Here is a 21,317-nt window from a genome sequence, read left to right as displayed (position 1 = left end):
ACTAAAAGATACTGACTGTCATCGCCTGATTCATTTATCTTCTATAGTCTTTCGATTAGATAATCTGTTACTGAGATAACTCATCAACACTGATACCAAGACCACCAGCAATTAATGCTTGTTGTTGCTGTGCATGCAGTTTTGGTGATCCTGTTGCAGGTGCTGCACTAGCAGAACGTGCCACGGGCTCCATAACTTTTGCTTTGGTTGGATGTGGTACAACGATACGGAACATATGCGGTGCTAAGTAATACCAAGCGCCTTGATTCAATGGCTCTTCTTGCGTCCATACAATCTCAGCTAGGTTGCTGTATTTTTCGATCTCAGCGACCAAACGTTGCTCTGGTAGCGGATATAGCTGCTCGATACGAACGATAGCAACATGATCGAGACCTAATGCACGACGTTGTTCTAATAGATCGTAATAAACCTTACCACCACATAGCACCATACGAGTCACTTTATCTGCGTTGTGATCGTCCATCTCTGGCAATACCGTTTCAAACTTACCGTTAGCAAGCTCTTCTAAATGAGAAGTTGCTAGCTTGTGACGCAATAAACTCTTCGGTGACATAACAATCAACGGCTTACGGATTGGACGTACCGCTTGACGACGCAAGGCATGATAGATCTGTGCAGGAGTCGTTGGCGTGATGACTTGCATATTGTCTTCAGCACATAACTGTAAGAAGCGCTCAAGGCGAGCAGATGAATGCTCAGGGCCTTGACCTTCAAAACCATGCGGTAACAACATCGTCAAACCACAAACACGCTGCCACTTGGTCTCACCACTTGAGATGAACTGATCAATGACGACCTGCGCGCCGTTCACGAAGTCACCAAACTGAGCTTCCCAAACGATCAAGGCGTTCGGTACTGTCGTCGCATAGCCATATTCAAAGGCTAATACCGCTTCTTCTGACAACAACGAGTTGTAAGTAGCAAAACGTGCTTGTTTCTCGCTCAAATGAGCAAGTGGCACATACATGCTGCCATCATTAACGTTGTAGATTTCAGTATGACGATGTGAGAATGTACCACGGCCGACATCTTCGCCAGTGATACGTACTAAGACATCATCGTTATCAACTAATGACGCATAGGCTAATGTCTCAGCGGCACCCCAGTTAAGAGGTTCTTCACCTGTTTGCATGGCTAGACGCTGCTCAACAACCTTCTGAACCTGACGCTGTAGCTTATAGCCTTCTGGCATCTCAGCCATACGGCGTCCATAACCTTTGAGCTTTTCGATATCAACACTGGTATCCCAATCGTCAACCAAGTCGTGACCTAGATAAGGTTTCCAATCTACAAATAACTGCTCGTTAGGTTCTTGAACCAGTGAGCTAACAACGTAATCACCACGATCTAAAGATTCACGATAATTATCTTCATACTGCTTTTCTTCTTCAGCATTTAAGATACCTTCTGCAATGAGCTTTTGTGCATAAAGGGTACGTGTCGTTGGCAGTTTCTTGATAACCGCATACATCAATGGCTGAGTGGCTGAAGGCTCATCTGCCTCGTTGTGACCGTTGCGACGGTAGCAGAACAAGTCAATAATAATGTCTTTATCAAACTGATGACGATAGTCTAAGGCTAATTGAGCCGCGAAAACGACTGACTCAGGATCATCACCATTCACGTGTAGGATTGGTGCATGTACCATTTTTGCCACATCAGTACAGTATTCGGTTGAACGAACATCTTCTTGACGGCTAGTGGTAAAGCCAACTTGGTTGTTGATAACGATATGCACAGTACCACCAGTGGTATAAGCACGGGTCTGTGACATTTGGAAGGTTTCTTGAACCACACCCTGACCAGCAAAAGCCGCATCGCCATGAATAACGATCGGTAATACTGAATTGCCACCAGTGTTGTCCAATGACGGCTGATCATTACGGCGCACTTGGCGTGCACGTACTGAGCCTTGTAATACTGGTGCAACGATTTCAAGATGCGATGGGTTAAAGGCTAAAGCCAAATGCGCTTCACCACCTGGTGTCATCACGTTAGATGAAAAACCATTGTGATACTTAACGTCGCCTGAGCCTTTTTCTGGCTGCACTTTACCATCAAACTCATCAAATAAGTCTGCAGGGTTTTTACCCAAAATATTGACCAACAAGTTTAGACGTCCACGGTGGGCCATACCAATGACCATCTCTTTTGTACCATAGCCACCAGCACGTTGGATGATTTCATTGACTGCAGGTATGAAACTCTCACCACCTTCTAAACCAAAACGCTTAACGCCTGTATATTTACGCGCCAAATATTTTTCTAGACCTTCGGCAGCTGTTAGACGCTCAAGAATAGACAAACGCTTTTCTTTGTCAAACTTGATATAGCCTAGATTGCTTTCTACATACTCTTCCATCCAGCGTTTTTCAGTGCTGGTGGTCACATGCATATACTCAATACCAATATGGCGGCAGTAAACACGCTCCATGATCTCGATAATTTCACGCAATGGCGCTTCATCTTTACCGATCACTAAATCATTGGTGGGGAATACAGTATCAAGGTCGGCTTCTGATAGGTTATGATAAGCTAGGGTTAGATCTTCCACTTCTGCACGTGGATGTAAATCTAATGGATCTAACTTGGCGCGGCGGTGACCACGGCGACGGTATGCTGAAATGAGTTGCTGTACACCCATTTGCTTTGGATCAGTACAGTTGTCTGAATTGCTACTACTTGTACCGGTACTTTCGTTACTAGATTTGTTCGCTGTTTGATTGCGAGCAAGTAACAAAAATTGGTCTTTAATAGCATTATGCTGAGCATCATTTGACGATTTGTACTGTTCAAAGTACGCTTGCCAATCTGTGTCAACACTATCAGGGTCCGTTAGGTATTGCTCATAAAGAGCTTCTATATAGCTGGCATTATCGGCGGCCAGTTCAGTATGTCCTTGGTCCGCTTTTTCTTTGGTTATACTATTCATAATAATCGTCTATTTGATAGATAAATGAATGGAATCGTGCTTATTATGGTGTCAGTCGTTGTATGCTAGGCGTTCAGACAATTCGTCATACCCCATTGAATACAGTTCGATAAAACACTTTTATCCCTAAGTATTGCCGTCACTATAGAATATTGCTGTCATTGTCTAAAAGAGCAAGTAATGCTAGATAGTGATAACAAGTCTTATTGCAACACCTATGTTAAAAATAAATTTATTTGTGAATACTCAGTTTTCTGATCTGGCTCGTTTCACAACATTAATTTATATATACTTCTTTTAGCCATAACCAATTCATCAATGATAAATTATTAATAAATGGTCAATCTTTCAGCTAGCCTATAAACTGGCTATTATCGCTGAAATATCCGCTATTTGCTAACAAATCTTATCGTTTCAGATAAACATACATTGCTGTATAGAATATCATGAGCGTTTTTTGCGATATAGTTTGTTTGTTCAATACTAAGTATTTACGTAATGAATATCTATTATCAATTATAGAAGCATCGTTATTGTATACATAACGTTTTATTGTATTAATGCAATAGCCCGTATAGATGCTACTTCTAATGTATTCGAAACAAACTTCGCAATGTTTGATCAAGTTCAAGATGCAATTATACCAAACTTTACGTGTATCCGATTATATAGATTGACTGTTTATATAATATGTCTTCTTACATATGACCAACGTATTGCCCATACAGATTTACGGATAGACTAACGTCCTGTTGCTTACCAATGTACCAGACTTTTTGTTCTACCTGTCCGGCAGGATTGTTCATCGCTACCAACAGAAGCACACTTTAAACAATAGTGAGCAGAAAATTAACACTATTATAATCAGTGATTTTGACTAACAAAAACACCACCTAACGAATAGGTGGTGTTTTTTTGTGCCGTCAATAATCAAAACTATTACAAACCATTAACCAGCTTGATCAATCAACATATTACGTAAATGACCGATTGCTTTGGTTGGGTTTAAGCCTTTTGGACAAACTGACACACAGTTCATGATACCGCGGCAACGGAATAGACTAAACGGATCGTCTAAACGCGCCAAACGTGCTTGCGTGTCACCATCACGGCTATCAGCAACAAAGCGATATGCATGCAGTAATGCTGATGGACCTAAGAACTTATCAGGGTTCCACCAAAAAGATGGGCAGCTCGTTGAGCAGCATGCACACAGAATACACTCATATAGACCGTTTAACTTTTCACGCTCAGCAGGAGACTGTAATCGCTCAGTTGGCGGTGCTGGCTGATCATTGATTAAGTACGGATGTACTTTTTCGTATTGCTCGTAGAATTGGTTCATATCAACAACCAAGTCACGAACCACTGGCAAACCAGGTAACGGACGAACCGTTACTTTTTCTGGTAGGGTATTCATGTTGATTAGACATGCTAGACCATTTTTTCCATTGATGTTCATGCCATCAGAACCACAAATACCTTCACGGCAAGAGCGGCGGAAAGTGATTGTTTCATCTTCTTTCTTTAGGCGTAATAGCACGTCAAGCAACATACGATCTGAATCAAGTAATTCAATCGTATAAGTTTGCATGCGCGGCGCTGCGTCCACATCAGGATCGTAGCGATAGATTTCGATGGTGCGAGTACCTCGGCTCATAATGCTAAACTCCACACGTAGGTGATGGCGGGCATACAAAGATTGCAACATTTGAGTGCTGGCTATTAATCACTACTGATAATCAAATATCGAATATCAATTAATAGCCTAGTAGCACTCCTATGAGCATGTAGCTGGCGGTCACCTTTTTAATAAATTAATAAGGGATAAAACGTTTAAGCTTTCTGTTTATATCGAGCACATAGTCTAAAATTAATAGACGCGAACTTTTGGTTCGATATAGTCAACAGTCAGTGGCACTTTGCGAACTGGTTTGTAAATAATACGGTTGCCTTCAGAATACCATAAAGTATGCTTCATCCAGTCATGGTCATTACGGCCGTTTGGTGCATAGTCATCATCTTCTGGACGATCATAATCAGAGACACTATGCGCGCCGCGACTTTCGTGGCGACTAGCGGCTGATACCATCGTCGCTTTTGCTACTTCGTATAGGTTTGCCACTTCAAACGCTTCGATACGAGCAGTGTTGAAGACTTGTGATTTATCACCCAAATGGATTTGTTCGACTTTCTCACCCAGCGCTAAGATTTTCTCAACGCCTTCATCCATCATGGCCTGCGTACGGAATACACTGGCATGTGTTTGCATGGTGGCACGAATCTCATCAGCCACGTCTTGCGCATTGTAGCCTGACGTTGATTGCTGTAATTTGTCTAAACGACCAACCGTGATATCAAGTACATGCGGATCAAGTGGTTTGTAGTTATGGTCATTTTGATGGAACTCATCAACGATGTGCTTACCAGCAGCACGACCAAACACGACCAAGTCAAGTAGTGAGTTAGTACCTAAACGGTTAGCACCGTGTACACTCACACAAGCGCACTCACCAATAGCGTATAGGCCTTTAACGACGTTACCATTAGCATATAAACCGTCTTCATCAGTCCCCGCTTCTAGATCCGGCACGATTACCTGACCATGGATAGTGGTTGGAATACCACCCATCATATAGTGAATGGTTGGGATAACTGGAATAGGTTCTTTAGTAATGTCAACGTTGGCGAAGTTTTTACCGATCTCAAATACTGATGGTAGACGCTTCATGATAGTGTCGACACCCAAATGGGTCATGTCCATAACGATATGGTCGGCATTAGGGCCACAACCACGACCCTCTTTGATTTCTTGGTCCATAGAACGCGATACTAGATCACGTGGTGCCAAATCCTTAACGGTTGGCGCATAACGCTCCATGAAAGCTTCGCCATCTTTGTTACGCAAGATAGCACCTTCACCGCGGCAACCTTCAGTCAATAGTACACCTGCACCATGAACGCCCGTTGGATGGAATTGCCAGAACTCCATATCTTGTAGTGGGATGCCTGCACGAACGGCCATACCAATACCGTCGCCTGTGTTGATATAAGCGTTGGTAGAGGCGGCAAAGATACGACCTGCACCGCCTGTCGCTAGGACAGTAACTGGCGCTTGGAATACCGCAACCGTACCTGTCTCTTGCTCAAGGGCGATAACGCCGTTGATGTTACCTGCTTCGTCTTTGATCAAATCAAGTGCGATCCACTCAATAAAGAACTCAGTACCTTGCTGTAAGTTTTTCTGGTATAGCGTGTGCAATAGTGCGTGACCAGTACGGTCAGCAGCAGCGCACGCACGTTGTACCGCTTTTTCGCCATAGTTCGACGTATGACCGCCGAATGGACGCTGATAAATCGTACCATCTTCGTTACGGTCAAACGGCATGCCCATGTGCTCAAGCTCATAGACTACCTTTGGCGCTTCACGGCACATATACTCGATAGCGTCTTGGTCACCTAACCAATCTGACCCTTTTACGGTGTCATAAAAGTGGAAGTGCCAGTTGTCATTGCTCATGTTGCCCAAACTTGCACCGATACCACCCTGAGCGGCAACCGTGTGCGAACGTGTTGGGAATACTTTGGTCAGGACTGCAACCTTCATACCCGCTTCCGCTAAATGCAATGAAGCACGCATACCTGAACCACCGCCACCAACGATAACTGCATCGTAGTTTAGGGTCTTAATATTACTAATGGTATTGTCTTGTCTAGTTGCCATTACGGTTTTCCTAATGCCTGTTAATGCGTATAAGTAAATGAAAAGCGTGTTTTAAAATCTTCTTACTGCAGGTTTAAAGGCTTTTATCTGGCCATTACATGCACTTATTAAAGAAGAGGATATAACAGTTTTTGACCACTTAATTTGCATATCTATCGTTATACTGAACCAAATCCGCTCAACCTTGTTGCTCATTCAGCGACAATCTAAATAGTGGCGCTGTTGGTCCAATGCTATGACTATTTTTGGCTATCAACGGATACTTTTAAACTACTCTATCAGCTGATATACCAGCTGCGCGCATCCGTTTTATATATAGATACTTATATCAATATTAAAGCTGGTCACTCAATGATTAAACAGCAACAACACTAAAGCCGTTGCCCCAAAAAATCATGATGCCCCAAAATAGAAATACTAAAATAGCGATAATCATCAATGACTGTAGCACTAAACGTAAACCTGCTGCGCTTGAGCCCAGCTTGCCTGTCGTAATATAGTCAGTAAATACTGTCCACATTCCCACCCAAGCATGGCCAGCTAGTGCAAGTACAGCAACTAAGCTGAATAAACGCATTGGCAGGCTAGTCATGAATGATGACCACTCAAGGTACGTGACATCGCCGTGGGTCAAAAAGAAGCCCAGCAACACCACACTATAAACGGCTAAAACAACAGCACTAATACGCTGAATAATCCAATCGCGTGAGCCTGAACCTGTCAGACCAGTAGCACTTTTGATTCCTGAATCATTTTTAATCATTAGAACATCACCCATATAAATGACGCGACAACTAAAATCGCTGCAATGACAAAACTGACCATAGAGGCGGTGCGGCCAGATTTTAGCTCTTCGTTCATGCCCATATCAGCAAATAGATGTTTGATACCCATCACGAAGTGATATGCGATGGCGGCAACAAATATCCATGCTAAAAAGCGCACAAGCACGTTGTCAAATACGGTCTCAAAACTCTCAGGCGATGCCAATGAGTTCTGTAATAGCCACAGCATTACAGGAATTAATAAGAATAAAATAATGCCAGAGATACGATGCAAAATAGAGGCGATTGCGATCGGTGAGCGATTAACGCTAATCACTTGGCTTAGAGGCAGATCAATAGGTCGGTTGCTTTTCACAGCGGGCATCCTTTTTGCGGTTATACTCCTGTATCTGCTATCAACGCTTGACAAAAATGGTGTCAGTTGAGCATCGAGCAACACACGAGACGAATAAAGTAAGGAAGAGCTAGCTGACTTCTTTTAGTTTGTGCTAAATATGAAGAAAGAATCATGTATATAAGGTATTGATAAGCTGTTTAGTGTCGCTTGTCGAGCTGACAGGCCTACAAAACAACCTATCTATTATACAACAAAGAAAATAAACATGAGTAAGATCGACTAACCAGTCTATTTTTATTGGTCGTATGAATAGCCAGACAACGTTAATATGTCTTCTCTATCAAAATAAACCTTGTACTGAGCACTAAATACTGGTGCTGAGCATCTAAAAATAGAGCAGTTAACAAGAACATTTAAACCACAGAATTCGGTTTGGTTTATCAAAACACCAGACAATTGTAAATAAGCATGTATAAAGTAAGCTCTAGGCGACACTATATCATGACCACTTATCAATTCGCACAAAGCTAGTGCCAGTCAATTCCTGCAATTATAAAATGACTGGGCGATAATTACAAATTTATCCCTAAAGTAATAAAGGCACACACTTAATTAACAAACGAATAGATATATGCAATACTGAATGTGGAAAACGCTTACCTCTGACAATTATGATCGACACTCAACCTGTCTGCTACTCATGCCCTGTCTGTTTTTAGCCTCGTTTTTTACGAAAATTCTGCTGCGTTTTTGCGACAAACCCAAAAATATAACGTCAATATTGACGTTGTAAATATTTTTGATAAACAGAAAGTTTGGCGCAAAATAACCAATCAGACATATTTTGATACAAAAATTACAGCGAACAACCACCGCTAGGCCGTGCCAATTGGACCCATGGTCAATAAAAGTTTTTTCAAATCACAAGTAATTGCTGCTAATATACCTTGCGTATTAAACGAGTTAAACACATTCTACCGTTTGACCAATGATGACGTGAGGTGTACGTCTGCAGTAATTTTATTCTAACAAATCAAAAACAATGGAGAGCAATTTATGGCTGACACTAATGCCAAACTAACCGTGAATGGTGAAGAATACGAACTTCCTATTATTGAAGGTACTTTAGGGCGCCCAGTTATCGATGTTGCTGCTTTGCAAGAATCAGGATTTTGGTCTTATGACCCTGGTTTCAAAGTAACTGCTCCTGTTGAATCAAAAATTACTTATATCGATGGTGGCAAAGGCGAATTATTACACCGCGGCTACCCTATCGACGAGTTAGCAAACCATGCTGAATACCTAGAAGTGGCGTATGCGTTGCTAAATGGCGACCTCCCTAACGCTGAGCAAAAAGCAGATTTCTTTGAAAAAATCCGCGAACATACGGCTGTTCATGATCAATTGCGTAAATTCTTTGAAGGTTTCCGCCGTGACGCGCATCCAATGGCTATTATGGTTGGTGTCGTTGGTGCGCTATCAGCGTTCTATCATGACAACCTAGATGTCAGTAACGAAGAGCATCGTGAAATCACAGCGATTCGTCTAATCGCTAAAATGCCAACACTTGCGGCAATGAGTTATAAATACTCGCAAGGCGAACCGTTCATGTATCCGCGTAATGACTTTAACTACGCTGAAAACTTCTTGTACATGATGTTTGCAACCCCTGCTGATGTAGACTATAAGACTAATGATGTCATCACTCGTGCAATGGACAAAATCTTTACTTTGCATGCTGATCATGAGCAAAACGCCTCTACATCAACAGTACGTTTAGCAGGTTCTACTGGTGCAAACCCTTATGCCTGTATCGCTGCTGGTATCGCAGCCCTTTGGGGTCCATCACATGGCGGTGCAAACGAAGCTGTACTAGAGATGCTTGATGAAATCGGCACGGTTGAAAATGTACCTGAATTCATGGAAAAAGTGAAAAGCCGTGAAGTGAAGTTAATGGGCTTTGGTCACCGTGTCTACAAAAACTTCGATCCACGTGCGAAAGTCATGAAAGAGACTTGTGATGAGGTATTAGAAGCACTTGGTGTCAACGATCCTAAGCTTGAATTGGCAATGGCACTCGAAAAAATTGCACTAGAAGACCCGTTCTTCATCGAGCGTAACCTATATCCAAACGTTGATTTTTACTCTGGTATTATCTTAAAAGCCATCGGTATCCCAACATCAATGTTTACGGTAATCTTTGCATTGGCTCGTACTTCAGGTTGGATCAGCCATTTGTTAGAGATGCACAGCGCCCCATACAAGATCGGTCGTCCACGTCAGTTATATACTGGTGAAACGCGCCGTGACTTTGTGAAAGTTGAAGATCGTAAGTAAGCAAAAATAGTATCTTTGTAATAAAAAATCCCGCCATCGTGCGGGATTTTTTATTGCTATGGGATAGATGCTATTGGATACATTTCATCCAATTATTGGCAAACTCGTTACTATGAGTATCATTCAAACCATTATTGAAACTCTTTCAAAGTCTGCTCATATTTAGCAATCTGCTCGTCATACCCTTTAATAGTATCGTTGAATTTGGTCATGAGCGTTTCAAATTCTTGCTGCTGTTGTTGCTTCATTTGCTGCATATCAACCACTTGCTGCGCTTCTATTTGCTCCCATACTTGATGCTGAATAATCAACCGAGCCAGCGCGGGGCTTTTTGCACTGACCCTTCCAGCAATCTCTGCATGTTCAAACAGCTGAGGTACTAAGGTCGCTATATTGATCAGCGTATCAGAATCCTCTGCACTGAGTGGCGTAGTCACAGGCTGATATAACGCTGCCATCGTTTGCTGATATCGCTCGATGATCTGCTCTTCCGTCAATATAATCGGTTTGCGCGGCTCAAGACTGATACGCTTTAGCACAGTCAAATCACGCTCACCAACTTCGGTACTTGTATTTATCTCTACATCCGAACCTTCCTCACTGGTAGCGTTAGCTTCTACTGGACTATCAGCTGGTAATGGTTCAGGGTTGGCGCCATTCGCATTTTCTGTAAGAGTGGCAGAATCGTTAGTCGCCTCACTCAGTAATAGTGACTCTTCACTATCTGAAGCATCTGCCGCTTGCAGTGACTCGTACTCTGCTTGTAGTCGACGCTGTAGCCCTTGCGCTTGCGCAACGTATATAGGCTGAAACTGCTCTATACGTGCCGCAGCAGAATCACTTTGCTGCATAGGTTGACTGTCCTCTGCGCTTGTTTTTTCAGTTGTCTGAGTCTCATCTGGTACAGGCGGTGCGTCAGCTTGCTGCTGACAGCCGGTCAGAAATAGTACGCCCGTTAGCGCTACTGCAGCCAGAGCTGAGCTAGCAGAAGTATCAATATGAGGCTTTACTGGCAAAAGTCGAAGCATGAGAGTACGTATCCTTTAATAAAGCAAAAATGTAAAAAGCTAAAATGGTGTCGGGCCGGCGCTATTTGATAACTGTTAGAGACCTTACTGACCTATCAGTCATAATAGAAGCATAATATCGATTGGTAGCTCATCTCATATCAGACAAAAACTAAGCGCTAGAAGCGTGATTAGCACTTTTTATGTCAGTGAGAGGATTTACAGTCAAAAATGGTATACAGGCCTCTAAATCTTGGCAGTCCTGTCCGCGCTGACGACGAACAAAATAATCTTGAACCATGCGCGCCTGCTGCTCGATCCCATATTTAAAAAACGACTTGCCTGTCTCTAGTACATAGTCATATCGCCGATCGATAAGGGCACCGCGTACGACTTTCAATCCTTGCTGTAGCTGCCACACGTGAGTGAGCTCGTGGATGAGCCAGCTCTGCTTGCCCAGCGAGGCCGCACTGAAATCATCGATCCAATCGGCTGGATTAAAGTAAATATTACCATTCGGACTTACCGCATAGTTTTTGAGAACCCACCAAGTGGTTTTTAGTCGTACTTCATCTAATCTGATACTGTCACCGAATACCGAGCGCGCCAACGCGATCTCACCAACTGTCAGACAACGCGACTGCTGCTTTTTTACGCTGCTACGTGAATATCGATTAAGCAAGCGCTTGAGAGGTTGTCCAGACATCATCAGTGTAATACCTTATATTTGCTAGGCTGGTGATAATAAATGATATTTGATCAACCATTCTGATCGTTACCATTGAACCGTTAATATGGATGAATCATTAAAACTAAAGTGCTGGGGACATAAGCTATACGCTTCGTTAGCTTTCATTAACATATTTTTGCGTTAGCCTAGCGTGTATTGTTTATAGCAAGTACCTTATTTATAAATTAGCCTACTTTGACTGCTGATGTCTAATACTCATTGTCATGGCGAAATTATCATGGCGAAGTTGCTGCGAGAATCATCCCAAAGGAACAAACGCATGTAATTTCAATAAAAGTGATAACTATAGACTAGTATGTCGTTATTTAGATTTGACTATAAAATCTCTCAATGGCCGCCACTGTAGCCAATGGACCGTTTTTTAATTTTTCAATAGAGAAACTTATGCCGCCTAACTTTCATGCCGACACCCCTCTTGCTCAGCGTATGCGCCCTGCTTCTCTCGCTGCTATTATCGGTCAAGAGCATCTTTTGGCCACTGGCGCACCTTTACGGCGTTTGGTCGAACAAGGGCATCTGCCCTCTATTATTTTGCACGGCGAAGCAGGTATCGGTAAGACGACCATCGCAATGTTATTGGCGGATGCAGTTAATAGACCTTTTCATGCGCTTTCTGCATTGAATACTGGGGTCAAGCAGTTGCGCGAAGTATTGGATAGTAAAGACTCACTGGCATTTGAGTCACCTGTGGTGTTTATCGATGAGATTCATCGTTTTAATAAAGCGCAGCAGGATGCATTATTGGGCGCGGTAGAGTCTGGTGATATCACGCTGATTGGCGCCACCACAGAAAATCCCTCATTCAGTGTTAATAACGCGCTCTTGTCACGTTGCCAAGTATATCGTCTAGAGCCATTAACGCCTGAGCAAATCAGCGCGGTACTACGGCGGGCACTCTCGGAAGACAATGTACTCAAAAGACTCACCATCGACTTGCAAGCACAAGACACCATCAGTCAACTGGCCCACGGCGATGCAAGAAAAGCGCTAAATTTATTAGAGCTGGCGATTCAAACAGCGGATGCCAAGCAATCGCCGATTATCATCGATGACGAACTGGTCAGCCGAGTGGCGCAGACCGCGTTGGTACGTTATGACAAAGATGGCGAGCAGCATTACGATATTATCTCAGCCATAATCAAATCAGTACGTGGCTCAGATCCTGACGCGGCACTTTATTGGATGGCGCGGATGCTCGTTGGCGGCGAGCCTGCCGATTTTATCGCGCGCAGATTGGTAATCTTAGCCAGTGAAGATATCGGCAATGCCAATCCAAACGCTCTACTCCTCGCTGATGCAGCCCTGCGCAGTGTGCAATCCATCGGTATGCCAGAAGCGCGTATTATCCTAGGGCAAGTGGTGGTCTATTTAGCCACCAGTGCAAAGAGTAACAGCACGTATAAAGCAATCAATGCAGCGATGGCGTTGGCAGAAAAAGACGCCTCCCCTGTGCCACTACATCTGCGTAATGGCGTGACCAAACTGATGCGCAATCAAGGCTACGGTCAAGGGTATGCTTATCCGCACGATTATCCTAACCATTACTACCCTCAGAGCTACTTACCAGATAATTTAGCAGGTACGAGTTTTTACGAGTTTGCAGATAATCAACGCGAGCAGCACAGCAAACAGTTTATGGAGTGGTTAAAGAACCAAGCCGCCAGTAATGACTAAAACCAGTAATGCCTAAAAATAACGCCCAACTTTGCAAAAAAGATTTAGAAATGACACGTATGAGCCATTAATAATATTTAACCCTATTTTTAAAAGACTAAGCGTGATAGTTCAGCTTTGTGTCAGCACGCTGGGGTAAAAACCGTTAAAATGTATTAAGAATGATATATAAAAGTCATGAACTACTTCTATATTTGATTACTGTGATGGTCATGTGATTTGCTCAACAGCAACAGCGCGTGATACCAACTACTGCTACAATAGGCAGACAACACTTTATATTCCAAATCACACATATTTATTAATAATAAAATATTGAGACTTACTATGAGTTTAAATACGATTCCTGAGATTATCGAAGACATTCGTGCCGGAAAAATGGTCATCTTGATGGATGATGAAGACCGCGAAAACGAAGGCGATATCATCATGGCAGCGACGCATGTTCGTCCTGAAGACATTAACTTTATGATCACCCACGCGCGCGGTTTGGTATGCTTAACGCTCTCACAAGCGCGTTGCCAGCAATTGGCACTACCGCTGATGTCGGATCGCAATGAAGCAAAGTTTAGCACCAACTTTACGGTATCGATTGAGGCCGCTGAAGGCGTCACCACTGGTATCTCTGCTGCCGATCGCGCTCGTACCATTCAAGCAGCCGTTTCATCGGCAGCGAAGCCAGAAGACATCGTGCAGCCTGGTCATATTTTCCCAATCATGGCACAAAACGGCGGTGTTCTTCACCGTGCAGGCCACACAGAAGCAGGTTGCGATTTATCTAGACTAGCGGGTTTAGAGCCTGCAGCAGTGATCGTAGAGATTATCAACGCTGATGGCACCATGGCACGCCGCGATGACCTTGAGATATTTGCCAAAGAACATAATATCAAAATGGGTACGATTGCTGACCTCATCAACTACCGTATTGCCAATGAGCAAACCGTAGAAGAAGTTGAAACCCGTCCTTTTGAGACTGAGCATGGTACGTTTACGTTGCATCGCTTCCGCGAGTTTGGTGCTGAAGAAACTCATTTAGCCTTGGTCAAAGGTGATGTGAGCGAAGGCGTCAGTACTGTACGTGTGCATGGTTTCCACCCACTGCGTGATCTATTTGCCGCCAAAAATGATATGACAGGTCGTAGCGGCTGGAGCGTGCAGTCAGCATTAGAAGAGATCAGCGCCTCAGAGCGCGGTGTCTTGGTCTGGGTTGGTAATCATCAACCGGTCGATCTTGGGGATGCATTAGAGCAAGCCGCGAATAATGAATCGCAATCGACCATCACCCAGCAGCCTTATCGCAGTATCGGTGTCGGCGCACAGATATTACGTCATTTAGGCGTTCGTGATATGCGTCTATTGTCATCACCCATGAAGTTTTATGCGTTATCAGGTTTCGATCTAAATGTCGTAGATTTTGTGCACGCCCCGCAAGACAACTAAAACCTGTTTGAAAAATTGACTAATAAACAGTCATAAAAAAAGGCATGCTAATATTATATTAGCGTGCCTTTTTTGCTTTTAACTATTGATTAGGTAAAGCTTTATCTAAAATTCAGGGGTATGACCAAATTTTGCCTCTAATGCTAGTAAGCGCGCGCGTTCTTCTGTCGTCCACGGTAACTTACCTTTCCCATCACTATCGAGACGTACTACGACGGCATCAGCGGTCGCAACGATTTTGTTTTGTGCTGTACTATAGTAGCTATATTCCATTGCGATACTGGTATTACCTAGACGCTGACAGCGAACGCCCAATAACAAAGTATCAGGATAGGTCACTGGGTGTAAGTACTGGCAGCTCGACTGTGCCAAGACGGTGACCATACTGCCATCGAACATATCTAACGCGTGCAAATAACCAATGCGCGCTGACTCAGAATAACGATAATACACCACGTTATTTAAATGATTAAAGGCATCCATCTCACCCCAATGAATCGGCTGATAATGAATCACTGGATAATGCGCCAGTACTTCAGGTCGATCAATTGCTACCTCAGACATAAAATCTGGCTTTTCACTCGTATTGGTCATAACTTACCTTGTGTCTCATGTTGTCTATATATAGCTGTTTCGAACCGTATCGATTAAGGTTGTGGTTTATCCAAAATCTGTGTGGTTAATAACGGTGTTGGCTTAGGAGCATTGGCAATCAGTTGGTCAAGCCAAGCAATGACTTCTGGTATGTCACTAGGCGAGTTCATGGTTTCTAAGTTATTTTCTGCGCCAATTAATTTTTTGTCTACTGGTACTATTCCAATGGCGCCAACTTGCGCGGAGTTTTTGCCATTGCTAACCGATGATTTAGGTAGTAAAGTTTTTAGCTGTTTGCGCGCTTGGGTTAAATAATTGATGAGTTGATCCTGCTCGCGCATATTGCTCGCTTGACTTGCCAGATTCAATGTCATGATGACTTCATGAATCGTCAGTTGTCTACGCGTTAATGTCGTGTCGTTACGCGCTGACGTTTGAGTAGGCGGGTTCGCGACTGCACGCTTTTGGTCACCCTCAGTTGCTGCATCCACTAGCTCTCGGCGCTGAATATCAGCACCCTCGTAGCTGCCGAGGCGCTCATGACTATGCAAAAACTCTTGAATGTTTTGAATCGCAAGATTTTGTATTTGCCATGGGCTAGGTTGTGAGCTTTGCGCTTGTAGTCGCTCGATGTCTTTGAGCAAACTTTGCTTGATTACGACGGTCAATGCAGGTGCAATCTCGTTGCTGCTTTGCGCCAATTGCCAATGCAAACCTCGCAACAACTCGATCGCGGCACTATCATTGTTGTCTGCTAGTAATCTGTCAGCGGCTTTTATTTGAATGCGTAGTAAATCCAGCTGGTTTTGCGCTTGGCTACTGGCTTTGACTCTGGGCTCTGGTAGCGTCTGCTGGCTCATGGCAAATAAACGATCGTCCATCTCGTTTAAACGACTGACAACCTGCTCATTGCTCTGCAAGCGCTCATTGACACTGTGCTGAAAACGCTGCTGACTAATATAGAGCCAGAGTAATGCCGCGATAAGCAGCAAAATGACCAACCACTGCATCCGCAGCAGCAAGATATTTGCTTGCCGGCGCTGCTGTATAGCAGAAGGATCCTTAGATAAAGACTCAGAATTCATTGGCATAAGACAGTACCGTGATGGGTAGGTATAAACATATTTAAGTCAAATAGAAATTATAAAACTAGGGCGTGTCCCCAATTCAAACGTTTGTCACTAAATGGGCTAAAAATAGCTAAATCTTTGACAAACAGCGTCAAATAGCTGGTCAATATCTTGATATTGTCTTCACTACTTTCATTGTTTGCCTGTGATTTATCTCATTTTTATCACCATTTTTAAAATAGGGACATGCTCTAAGTATTGGTGGCGATGGCTGATAGAATGGTGTCTGGCGCCAAATCCTCTACACGCCAATAGCTCAGGCGCTGTGCTGCAACCATATCTGCTAAGCGCTCACCCAATACGACATAAGAAAAGTCAGCTAGCTTGAGTGGTAAACTATCTCTCGCATCACTCATTATGTCATTACTACGTTTTGGTTCTGACATTTTTTCTCTTGCACCCTTGACGATGCTCGCCCAATGCTCAAAAGCAGCGCCACTACTCACGACGACGATAGGTTTTGCTTGCTTTGATGTTGTATTTGTCGTTTGATTACATGCAAAAAAATCTTGTTGCCACTGCTGATACTGAGTCATTGCCTCGGTAGGCATTGTACGCTCGTACCACGCAATACTATCGATATGTACACCGCGTGCTTGTAAGGTATCGACCAATAATCGTCGTCCACCCAGTCCGCGCCATATCAGCAGCTTATCGCCCGCCTGCAAACTGTCTATTTCAGGCATTGCTAGCATACCTTCATTATTGGCAACTTCAGGCTGTCGCACTTGATAGTTGGTCGCGTCTATATTGGCTTGAGTCAATGCTGCAGCGGTTGCTTGACCGACTGCAATGATTTGACTTGGGGCTACCAAAACTTCAGAAGCTATATTGGCTGCTTTATTTTCCGTTTTCGCATGACTATTATCGTCATGCTCACTTTGCACAAGTGACTGCCAAACATTCAATCCCGAAGTGGCCGCCGTTGGGCTTATGATAACCAGAGCCTTATATTCACCTGCTAGCCACGCACGCATCAGTGCTAGGTCATCGTCAGTCGTTGGACGCGGTTGCAACGTCAACATCGGTATCTCAACCACCATGAACCCTGCTGCTTGCAAATGACTCGTCAATGGCGCAGCGCGTGCTATCGGTCGTGTATTGATGACAATTTTTGGCACTGACCCATCATTGGATTGATTTTTATGAGTAGACCTAGCTTTAGTTGACGTTGATGACATAGATGTACCATGACAAAAGGCTTGTAGAATTGACTGAATCATCGACCAAACATTGGATATGTCAATCAATGACTCAGTATGACAAAGCGAATACGTTACTCAGCGTGATAAATCGCTGACAAGATAGCCCCTGCACCATCAGCAAGTAGTATATTGGCAACATCAATACCGAGTTGATTTGCCTGCGCCTCTTGCTCGTCTTGTGTGCCAACCAATGTCACTCGCTTTTCTGCTTTTAACAGCTTACTACCATCCGCTTGACCCACTCGGCCACGTAACCACAATACATTACCGTTATCGTTATTGCCGTTTTCACCATTGTCATCATTATTAGCACTGGTTTCATCAGCCATTTGCAACACTGCGTAGGCTGCAATCGGTACTTGGCAGCCGCCCTCTAAGTGACGGTTAAGCGCACGCTCAGCGATAAGGCGAATACGCGCTTTATCATCGTTAAGTGGCGCTAGTAATTTCAACACCTCGTCATCACCTTCACGGCATTCAATGGCTAACGCACCTTGACCAACTGCAGGCAAGCAGGCATCAATATCTAGCTGCCCACGTATCCGCTCATCTAATTCAATACGCTGCAAGCCACTGGTCGCCAAGATAATGGCATCATACTCACCAGCATCTAATTTGCCCAAACGCGTACCAACATTGCCGCGCAAGGTTTTGATCTGTAGATCTGGGCGGTAGGCTTTGATCTGACATTGACGACGCAAACTTGAGGTCCCAACAACTGCACCTTGCGGCAATTCATCAATACTATTATAAGTATTTGAGACAAAAGCATCAGTTGGTGAAGCACGCTTACAGTAGACACCTAGCGTCAAGCCTTCAGGCAGCTGCATTGGTACGTCTTTTAGCGAATGTACCGCAATATCTGCTTGCTTGTTATACAATGCTTGCTCAAGCTCTTTGACAAATAAACCCTTACCGCCAATTTTGGCCAAAGGTGTGTCCAAAATCTTGTCACCCTTAGTGACAATTTTTAGTAACTCAATTGTCAACTCAGGATAGAGCGCCAATAAGCGATCACGAATATGCTCGGCTTGCCATAGAGCCAAAGGACTCTGACGCGTGGCGATGGTTAAGGTAGTCAAAGCAGGTTGCTGCGGATTGCTCATAAAGGGCCTCAATAAATTCGATACTATAATCTCGATGCTACAATGTCAGTGCTAAGTTGGTGCTAAGCGATTGGGAAAACTTGCCACAAAAAATGGTCGACTCACATCAGAGATAGTAAATGCTGGCGCAAAAAAACACCCCTATTTAAGCATAAATAAGGGTTTGATGATATGGGATGATTATGTCGCTCCGAAAACATCCTATTACATGCTTTGAATTTTGTCACGTAAGGCTGGCAGGTGACGACGACTCACGGCTAACGTCTCATCGATTCCTTTAAAACGTATCTGATATTGTCCAGCGTCTAGGGTTTCTAAAAAGTCTAAAAAATTCAGATTGATAATGGCGTTGCGATGCACACGGAACAAACGATCGTCAAACTCTCGCTCTAGCTCTTTTAGGGTCTCATCAATCAATACAATGCCATCTTTGTGACGTACCTTGACATATTTTTGATCTGCTGCAAAATAGTAAATATCTTTAAGTTTAATCAGCTCTACACCGCGGTGAGTACGAGCAGCAATATGCTCGCGTATTGGACGCACCGTTGGATTTGCAAGCTTGCGAATTTCATTCAATTGCGCCGCGTTTAGGTTTTTTGCTTTGTTCAGTGCTTCTAATAGCTCGTCTTTGTTTGCCGGTTTCAATAAATAACCGATTGCATTGGCTTTTAGTGCCGCTATCGCATAATGATCGTAAGCGGTGACAAATATAATGGCTGGTGGATGCTCAAGTTTGTCCAGCTCTTGGGCACAGCGCACTCCGTCCATCTCAGGCATACGAATGTCTAATAATATAATATCAGGCTGCTGAGTTTTCACGGCGACAATAGCTTCTGCCCCTGTGGTAGCTTGAGCAACCACCTCATGACCTGATTCCTGTACGATTCTGACCAAACGCTCACGCGCTAAAGGCTCATCATCACAAACTACGATACGCATGTAAACTCCCACCTCAAATTCTACTGAATATGTTTCGATGGTATGACGAATGTACTGGCCAGTTCAATATGGTGAAATTTTCTGCATCATATTTTTTATATTAACCACTCATTGTCAATAATTGCCAGATAAAAATCGCAATAACCATATAGATATAAAAGACGATGCAATAAGTATGCCACAATATCTTATAGTGAGAATATAGTGTCTGAGAACCTAATGAAAAACGGTAAAAGAGGAAGGATTATAAACTGACATCTTGTAAGGGATAGTCAATAATGGTAGTGATGTGGTTACTAGTAACCGTGCTTTGAATATCAGCACTTTGACCAAAGTAAGCGCGTAAGCGATCCGCTTGAATATAAAAATTCATATGCTGACGCAAATCATGGTTAATGATTAAGGTTCTTTTGGGAAGTTCTACGTCGATCTGAATAGTTACTCTGTGCTGCTGCCAAGTGACTTTAATATTAAAATGAATGGTTTCTGTGGTTATCTCAACCACATTGAGTAGCATTTTCTCCAGTACGCTTTGTAAGGTTAGTGCCGTGATCACCATGTCATACATGAGATCTTCATCAGGCAAATCCCAGTTGACCTCGAGCTTGTCTGCCAAACGGCTAGACTCAATCGCTAGATAATGCTCACAAAGCGCAACTTCTTCTTCAAAGCTAATCTCACGTTCGCCGCTAAAACTGGCACGATATAAGACAGAAACGTGTTGTAATAAAGCAGAGGCTTTTGGTGGATCAGACTCAATTAGTGATACCAGTGTATTAATAGTATTAAAGAAAAAGTGCGGGGCGGTACGAGCTTTGATTAAGTCATTTTGTGCAGTTAACTTGTATTCAAACGACAGCTTGAGCGCATTAAGCTCACGGTGGTTACGCAAAAAGTACAACAAAAACACAATGGTAAAACCGCCAGTCAGTACGGTGTTGAAAAACAGATTGGTCATAAAAGCTTGACGATCATATTCCATCAAACCCATATTAATCAAAATCAAAACGACTAAAGCCATAGAAATCGTCGCGGCAAACATCATCAGCATGACGATACGCACACTCACACTCGGAATACTGGCATTTTTGAAGACAGGGCGCAGATAATCTACCAAGTATAATGCAGGTATGACGGTCAAGCCATTTTGTATGGTTCGCGCAACAAGCTTGATGATAAAGTCCGACCAACTGGACAGACCATGACGCTCAATCACCGTGAGAAACAGTGACCAAAAAGCAATATATGTCAGCCACTGCCAAGGCCTCATGATCTCCATGAGTTTTGGAATAAAAAACTCTAAGCGCGTAGCTAGTAAGGCAACCTCATCAT

At 43.4% G+C, this 21,317-nt stretch carries 16 protein-coding genes; 3 read left to right on the top strand and 13 right to left on the bottom strand.

The genetic code is table 11. The features are described 5' to 3' along the window. Positions 1 to 67: 67 nt before the first annotated feature. From JMX83_RS11160 to sdhC, 5 genes are all read right to left on the bottom strand, one after another. Positions 68 to 2,953, bottom strand: a complete 2,886-nt coding sequence (locus JMX83_RS11160; protein ID WP_201601731.1) for a 2-oxoglutarate dehydrogenase E1 component — start codon at positions 2,951 to 2,953, stop codon at positions 68 to 70. Between the two features lie 949 nt (positions 2,954 to 3,902). Further along, on the bottom strand, positions 3,903 to 4,613 hold the full coding sequence (locus JMX83_RS11155) for a succinate dehydrogenase iron-sulfur subunit (RefSeq protein WP_058023969.1): 711 nt from the start codon (positions 4,611 to 4,613) through the stop codon (positions 3,903 to 3,905). Positions 4,614 to 4,826: 213 nt separating this feature from the next. After that, the gene (sdhA, locus tag JMX83_RS11150; RefSeq protein ID WP_201601729.1) at positions 4,827 to 6,677 is read right to left on the bottom strand and encodes a succinate dehydrogenase flavoprotein subunit; all 1,851 of its coding nucleotides are present in this window, start codon (positions 6,675 to 6,677) and stop codon (positions 4,827 to 4,829) included. 355 nt (positions 6,678 to 7,032) lie between these two features. Beyond that, on the bottom strand, positions 7,033 to 7,419 hold the full coding sequence (gene sdhD, locus JMX83_RS11145) for a succinate dehydrogenase, hydrophobic membrane anchor protein (RefSeq protein WP_227511562.1): 387 nt from the start codon (positions 7,417 to 7,419) through the stop codon (positions 7,033 to 7,035). 20 nt (positions 7,420 to 7,439) lie between these two features. Continuing rightward, positions 7,440 to 7,826, bottom strand: a complete 387-nt coding sequence (gene sdhC, locus JMX83_RS11140; protein ID WP_075105828.1) for a succinate dehydrogenase, cytochrome b556 subunit — start codon at positions 7,824 to 7,826, stop codon at positions 7,440 to 7,442. Positions 7,827 to 8,855: 1,029 nt separating this feature from the next. Between sdhC and gltA the strand changes: the two genes are divergently transcribed. Beyond that, positions 8,856 to 10,136: a citrate synthase gene (gltA, locus tag JMX83_RS11135; protein ID WP_201601727.1), complete on the top strand. Its 1,281-nt coding sequence runs from the start codon at positions 8,856 to 8,858 to the stop codon at positions 10,134 to 10,136. A 131-nt stretch (positions 10,137 to 10,267) separates the two neighbouring features. On the opposite strand, the gene JMX83_RS11130 is transcribed toward gltA, so the two are convergent. Further along, positions 10,268 to 11,164, bottom strand: a complete 897-nt coding sequence (locus JMX83_RS11130; protein ID WP_201601725.1) for a hypothetical protein — start codon at positions 11,162 to 11,164, stop codon at positions 10,268 to 10,270. A gap of 151 nt (positions 11,165 to 11,315) precedes the next feature. After that, complete coding sequence (locus JMX83_RS11125) at positions 11,316 to 11,849, bottom strand: type IV secretion protein Rhs (RefSeq protein ID WP_201601771.1); 534 nt, start codon at positions 11,847 to 11,849, stop codon at positions 11,316 to 11,318. Positions 11,850 to 12,278: 429 nt separating this feature from the next. Between JMX83_RS11125 and JMX83_RS11120 the strand changes: the two genes are divergently transcribed. Next, positions 12,279 to 13,568: a replication-associated recombination protein A gene (locus JMX83_RS11120; protein WP_201601723.1), complete on the top strand. Its 1,290-nt coding sequence runs from the start codon at positions 12,279 to 12,281 to the stop codon at positions 13,566 to 13,568. Positions 13,569 to 13,895: 327 nt separating this feature from the next. Further along, the gene (gene ribBA / locus JMX83_RS11115; protein ID WP_201601721.1) at positions 13,896 to 15,008 is read left to right on the top strand and encodes a bifunctional 3,4-dihydroxy-2-butanone-4-phosphate synthase/GTP cyclohydrolase II; all 1,113 of its coding nucleotides are present in this window, start codon (positions 13,896 to 13,898) and stop codon (positions 15,006 to 15,008) included. Between the two features lie 105 nt (positions 15,009 to 15,113). Here ribBA and JMX83_RS11110 read toward each other — a convergent pair whose 3' ends face one another. The 6 genes from JMX83_RS11110 to JMX83_RS11085 all read right to left on the bottom strand — a co-directional run bounded on the left by JMX83_RS11110 (position 15,114) and on the right by JMX83_RS11085 (position 21,255). Further along, the gene (locus JMX83_RS11110) at positions 15,114 to 15,602 is read right to left on the bottom strand and encodes an acyl-CoA thioesterase (RefSeq protein WP_201601719.1); all 489 of its coding nucleotides are present in this window, start codon (positions 15,600 to 15,602) and stop codon (positions 15,114 to 15,116) included. Between the two features lie 53 nt (positions 15,603 to 15,655). Further along, positions 15,656 to 16,693, bottom strand: coding sequence for a hypothetical protein (locus tag JMX83_RS11105; RefSeq protein WP_201601715.1), 1,038 nt, complete (start codon positions 16,691 to 16,693; stop codon positions 15,656 to 15,658). 230 nt (positions 16,694 to 16,923) lie between these two features. Continuing rightward, on the bottom strand, positions 16,924 to 17,913 hold the full coding sequence (locus JMX83_RS11100) for a uroporphyrinogen-III synthase (protein WP_201601713.1): 990 nt from the start codon (positions 17,911 to 17,913) through the stop codon (positions 16,924 to 16,926). Positions 17,914 to 18,008: 95 nt separating this feature from the next. Next, positions 18,009 to 19,043, bottom strand: a complete 1,035-nt coding sequence (gene hemC / locus JMX83_RS11095; protein WP_201601710.1) for a hydroxymethylbilane synthase — start codon at positions 19,041 to 19,043, stop codon at positions 18,009 to 18,011. A 204-nt stretch (positions 19,044 to 19,247) separates the two neighbouring features. Continuing rightward, complete coding sequence (locus tag JMX83_RS11090; protein ID WP_201601707.1) at positions 19,248 to 19,985, bottom strand: LytR/AlgR family response regulator transcription factor; 738 nt, start codon at positions 19,983 to 19,985, stop codon at positions 19,248 to 19,250. A 244-nt stretch (positions 19,986 to 20,229) separates the two neighbouring features. Then, positions 20,230 to 21,255: a histidine kinase gene (locus JMX83_RS11085; RefSeq protein ID WP_227675828.1), complete on the bottom strand. Its 1,026-nt coding sequence runs from the start codon at positions 21,253 to 21,255 to the stop codon at positions 20,230 to 20,232. Positions 21,256 to 21,317: the final 62 nt, after the last annotated feature.

Source organism: Psychrobacter piscatorii, from assembly GCF_904846415.1.
GTDB lineage: Bacteria > Pseudomonadota > Gammaproteobacteria > Pseudomonadales > Moraxellaceae > Psychrobacter > Psychrobacter piscatorii.
This window is presented reverse-complemented; position numbering and strand designations above follow the sequence as displayed.

What these genes read in the sequence shown, in the direction of transcription:
- JMX83_RS11160 (WP_201601731.1), bottom strand. Translation starts at nt 2,953, where the DNA reads ATGAATAGTATAACCAAAGAAAAAGCGGACCAAGGACATACTGAACTG.
- JMX83_RS11155 (WP_058023969.1), bottom strand. Translation starts at nt 4,613, where the DNA reads ATGAGCCGAGGTACTCGCACCATCGAAATCTATCGCTACGATCCTGAT.
- sdhA (WP_201601729.1), bottom strand. Translation starts at nt 6,677, where the DNA reads ATGGCAACTAGACAAGACAATACCATTAGTAATATTAAGACCCTAAAC.
- sdhC (WP_075105828.1), bottom strand. Translation starts at nt 7,826, where the DNA reads ATGCCCGCTGTGAAAAGCAACCGACCTATTGATCTGCCTCTAAGCCAA.
- gltA (WP_201601727.1), top strand. Translation starts at nt 8,856, where the DNA reads ATGGCTGACACTAATGCCAAACTAACCGTGAATGGTGAAGAATACGAA.
- JMX83_RS11130 (WP_201601725.1), bottom strand. Translation starts at nt 11,164, where the DNA reads ATGCTTCGACTTTTGCCAGTAAAGCCTCATATTGATACTTCTGCTAGC.
- JMX83_RS11125 (WP_201601771.1), bottom strand. Translation starts at nt 11,849, where the DNA reads ATGTCTGGACAACCTCTCAAGCGCTTGCTTAATCGATATTCACGTAGC.
- JMX83_RS11120 (WP_201601723.1), top strand. Translation starts at nt 12,279, where the DNA reads ATGCCGCCTAACTTTCATGCCGACACCCCTCTTGCTCAGCGTATGCGC.
- ribBA (WP_201601721.1), top strand. Translation starts at nt 13,896, where the DNA reads ATGAGTTTAAATACGATTCCTGAGATTATCGAAGACATTCGTGCCGGA.
- JMX83_RS11110 (WP_201601719.1), bottom strand. Translation starts at nt 15,602, where the DNA reads ATGACCAATACGAGTGAAAAGCCAGATTTTATGTCTGAGGTAGCAATT.
- JMX83_RS11105 (WP_201601715.1), bottom strand. Translation starts at nt 16,693, where the DNA reads ATGCCAATGAATTCTGAGTCTTTATCTAAGGATCCTTCTGCTATACAG.
- JMX83_RS11100 (WP_201601713.1), bottom strand. Translation starts at nt 17,913, where the DNA reads ATGTCATCAACGTCAACTAAAGCTAGGTCTACTCATAAAAATCAATCC.
- hemC (WP_201601710.1), bottom strand. Translation starts at nt 19,043, where the DNA reads ATGAGCAATCCGCAGCAACCTGCTTTGACTACCTTAACCATCGCCACG.
- JMX83_RS11090 (WP_201601707.1), bottom strand. Translation starts at nt 19,985, where the DNA reads ATGCGTATCGTAGTTTGTGATGATGAGCCTTTAGCGCGTGAGCGTTTG.
- JMX83_RS11085 (WP_227675828.1), bottom strand. Translation starts at nt 21,255, where the DNA reads ATGAGGCCTTGGCAGTGGCTGACATATATTGCTTTTTGGTCACTGTTT.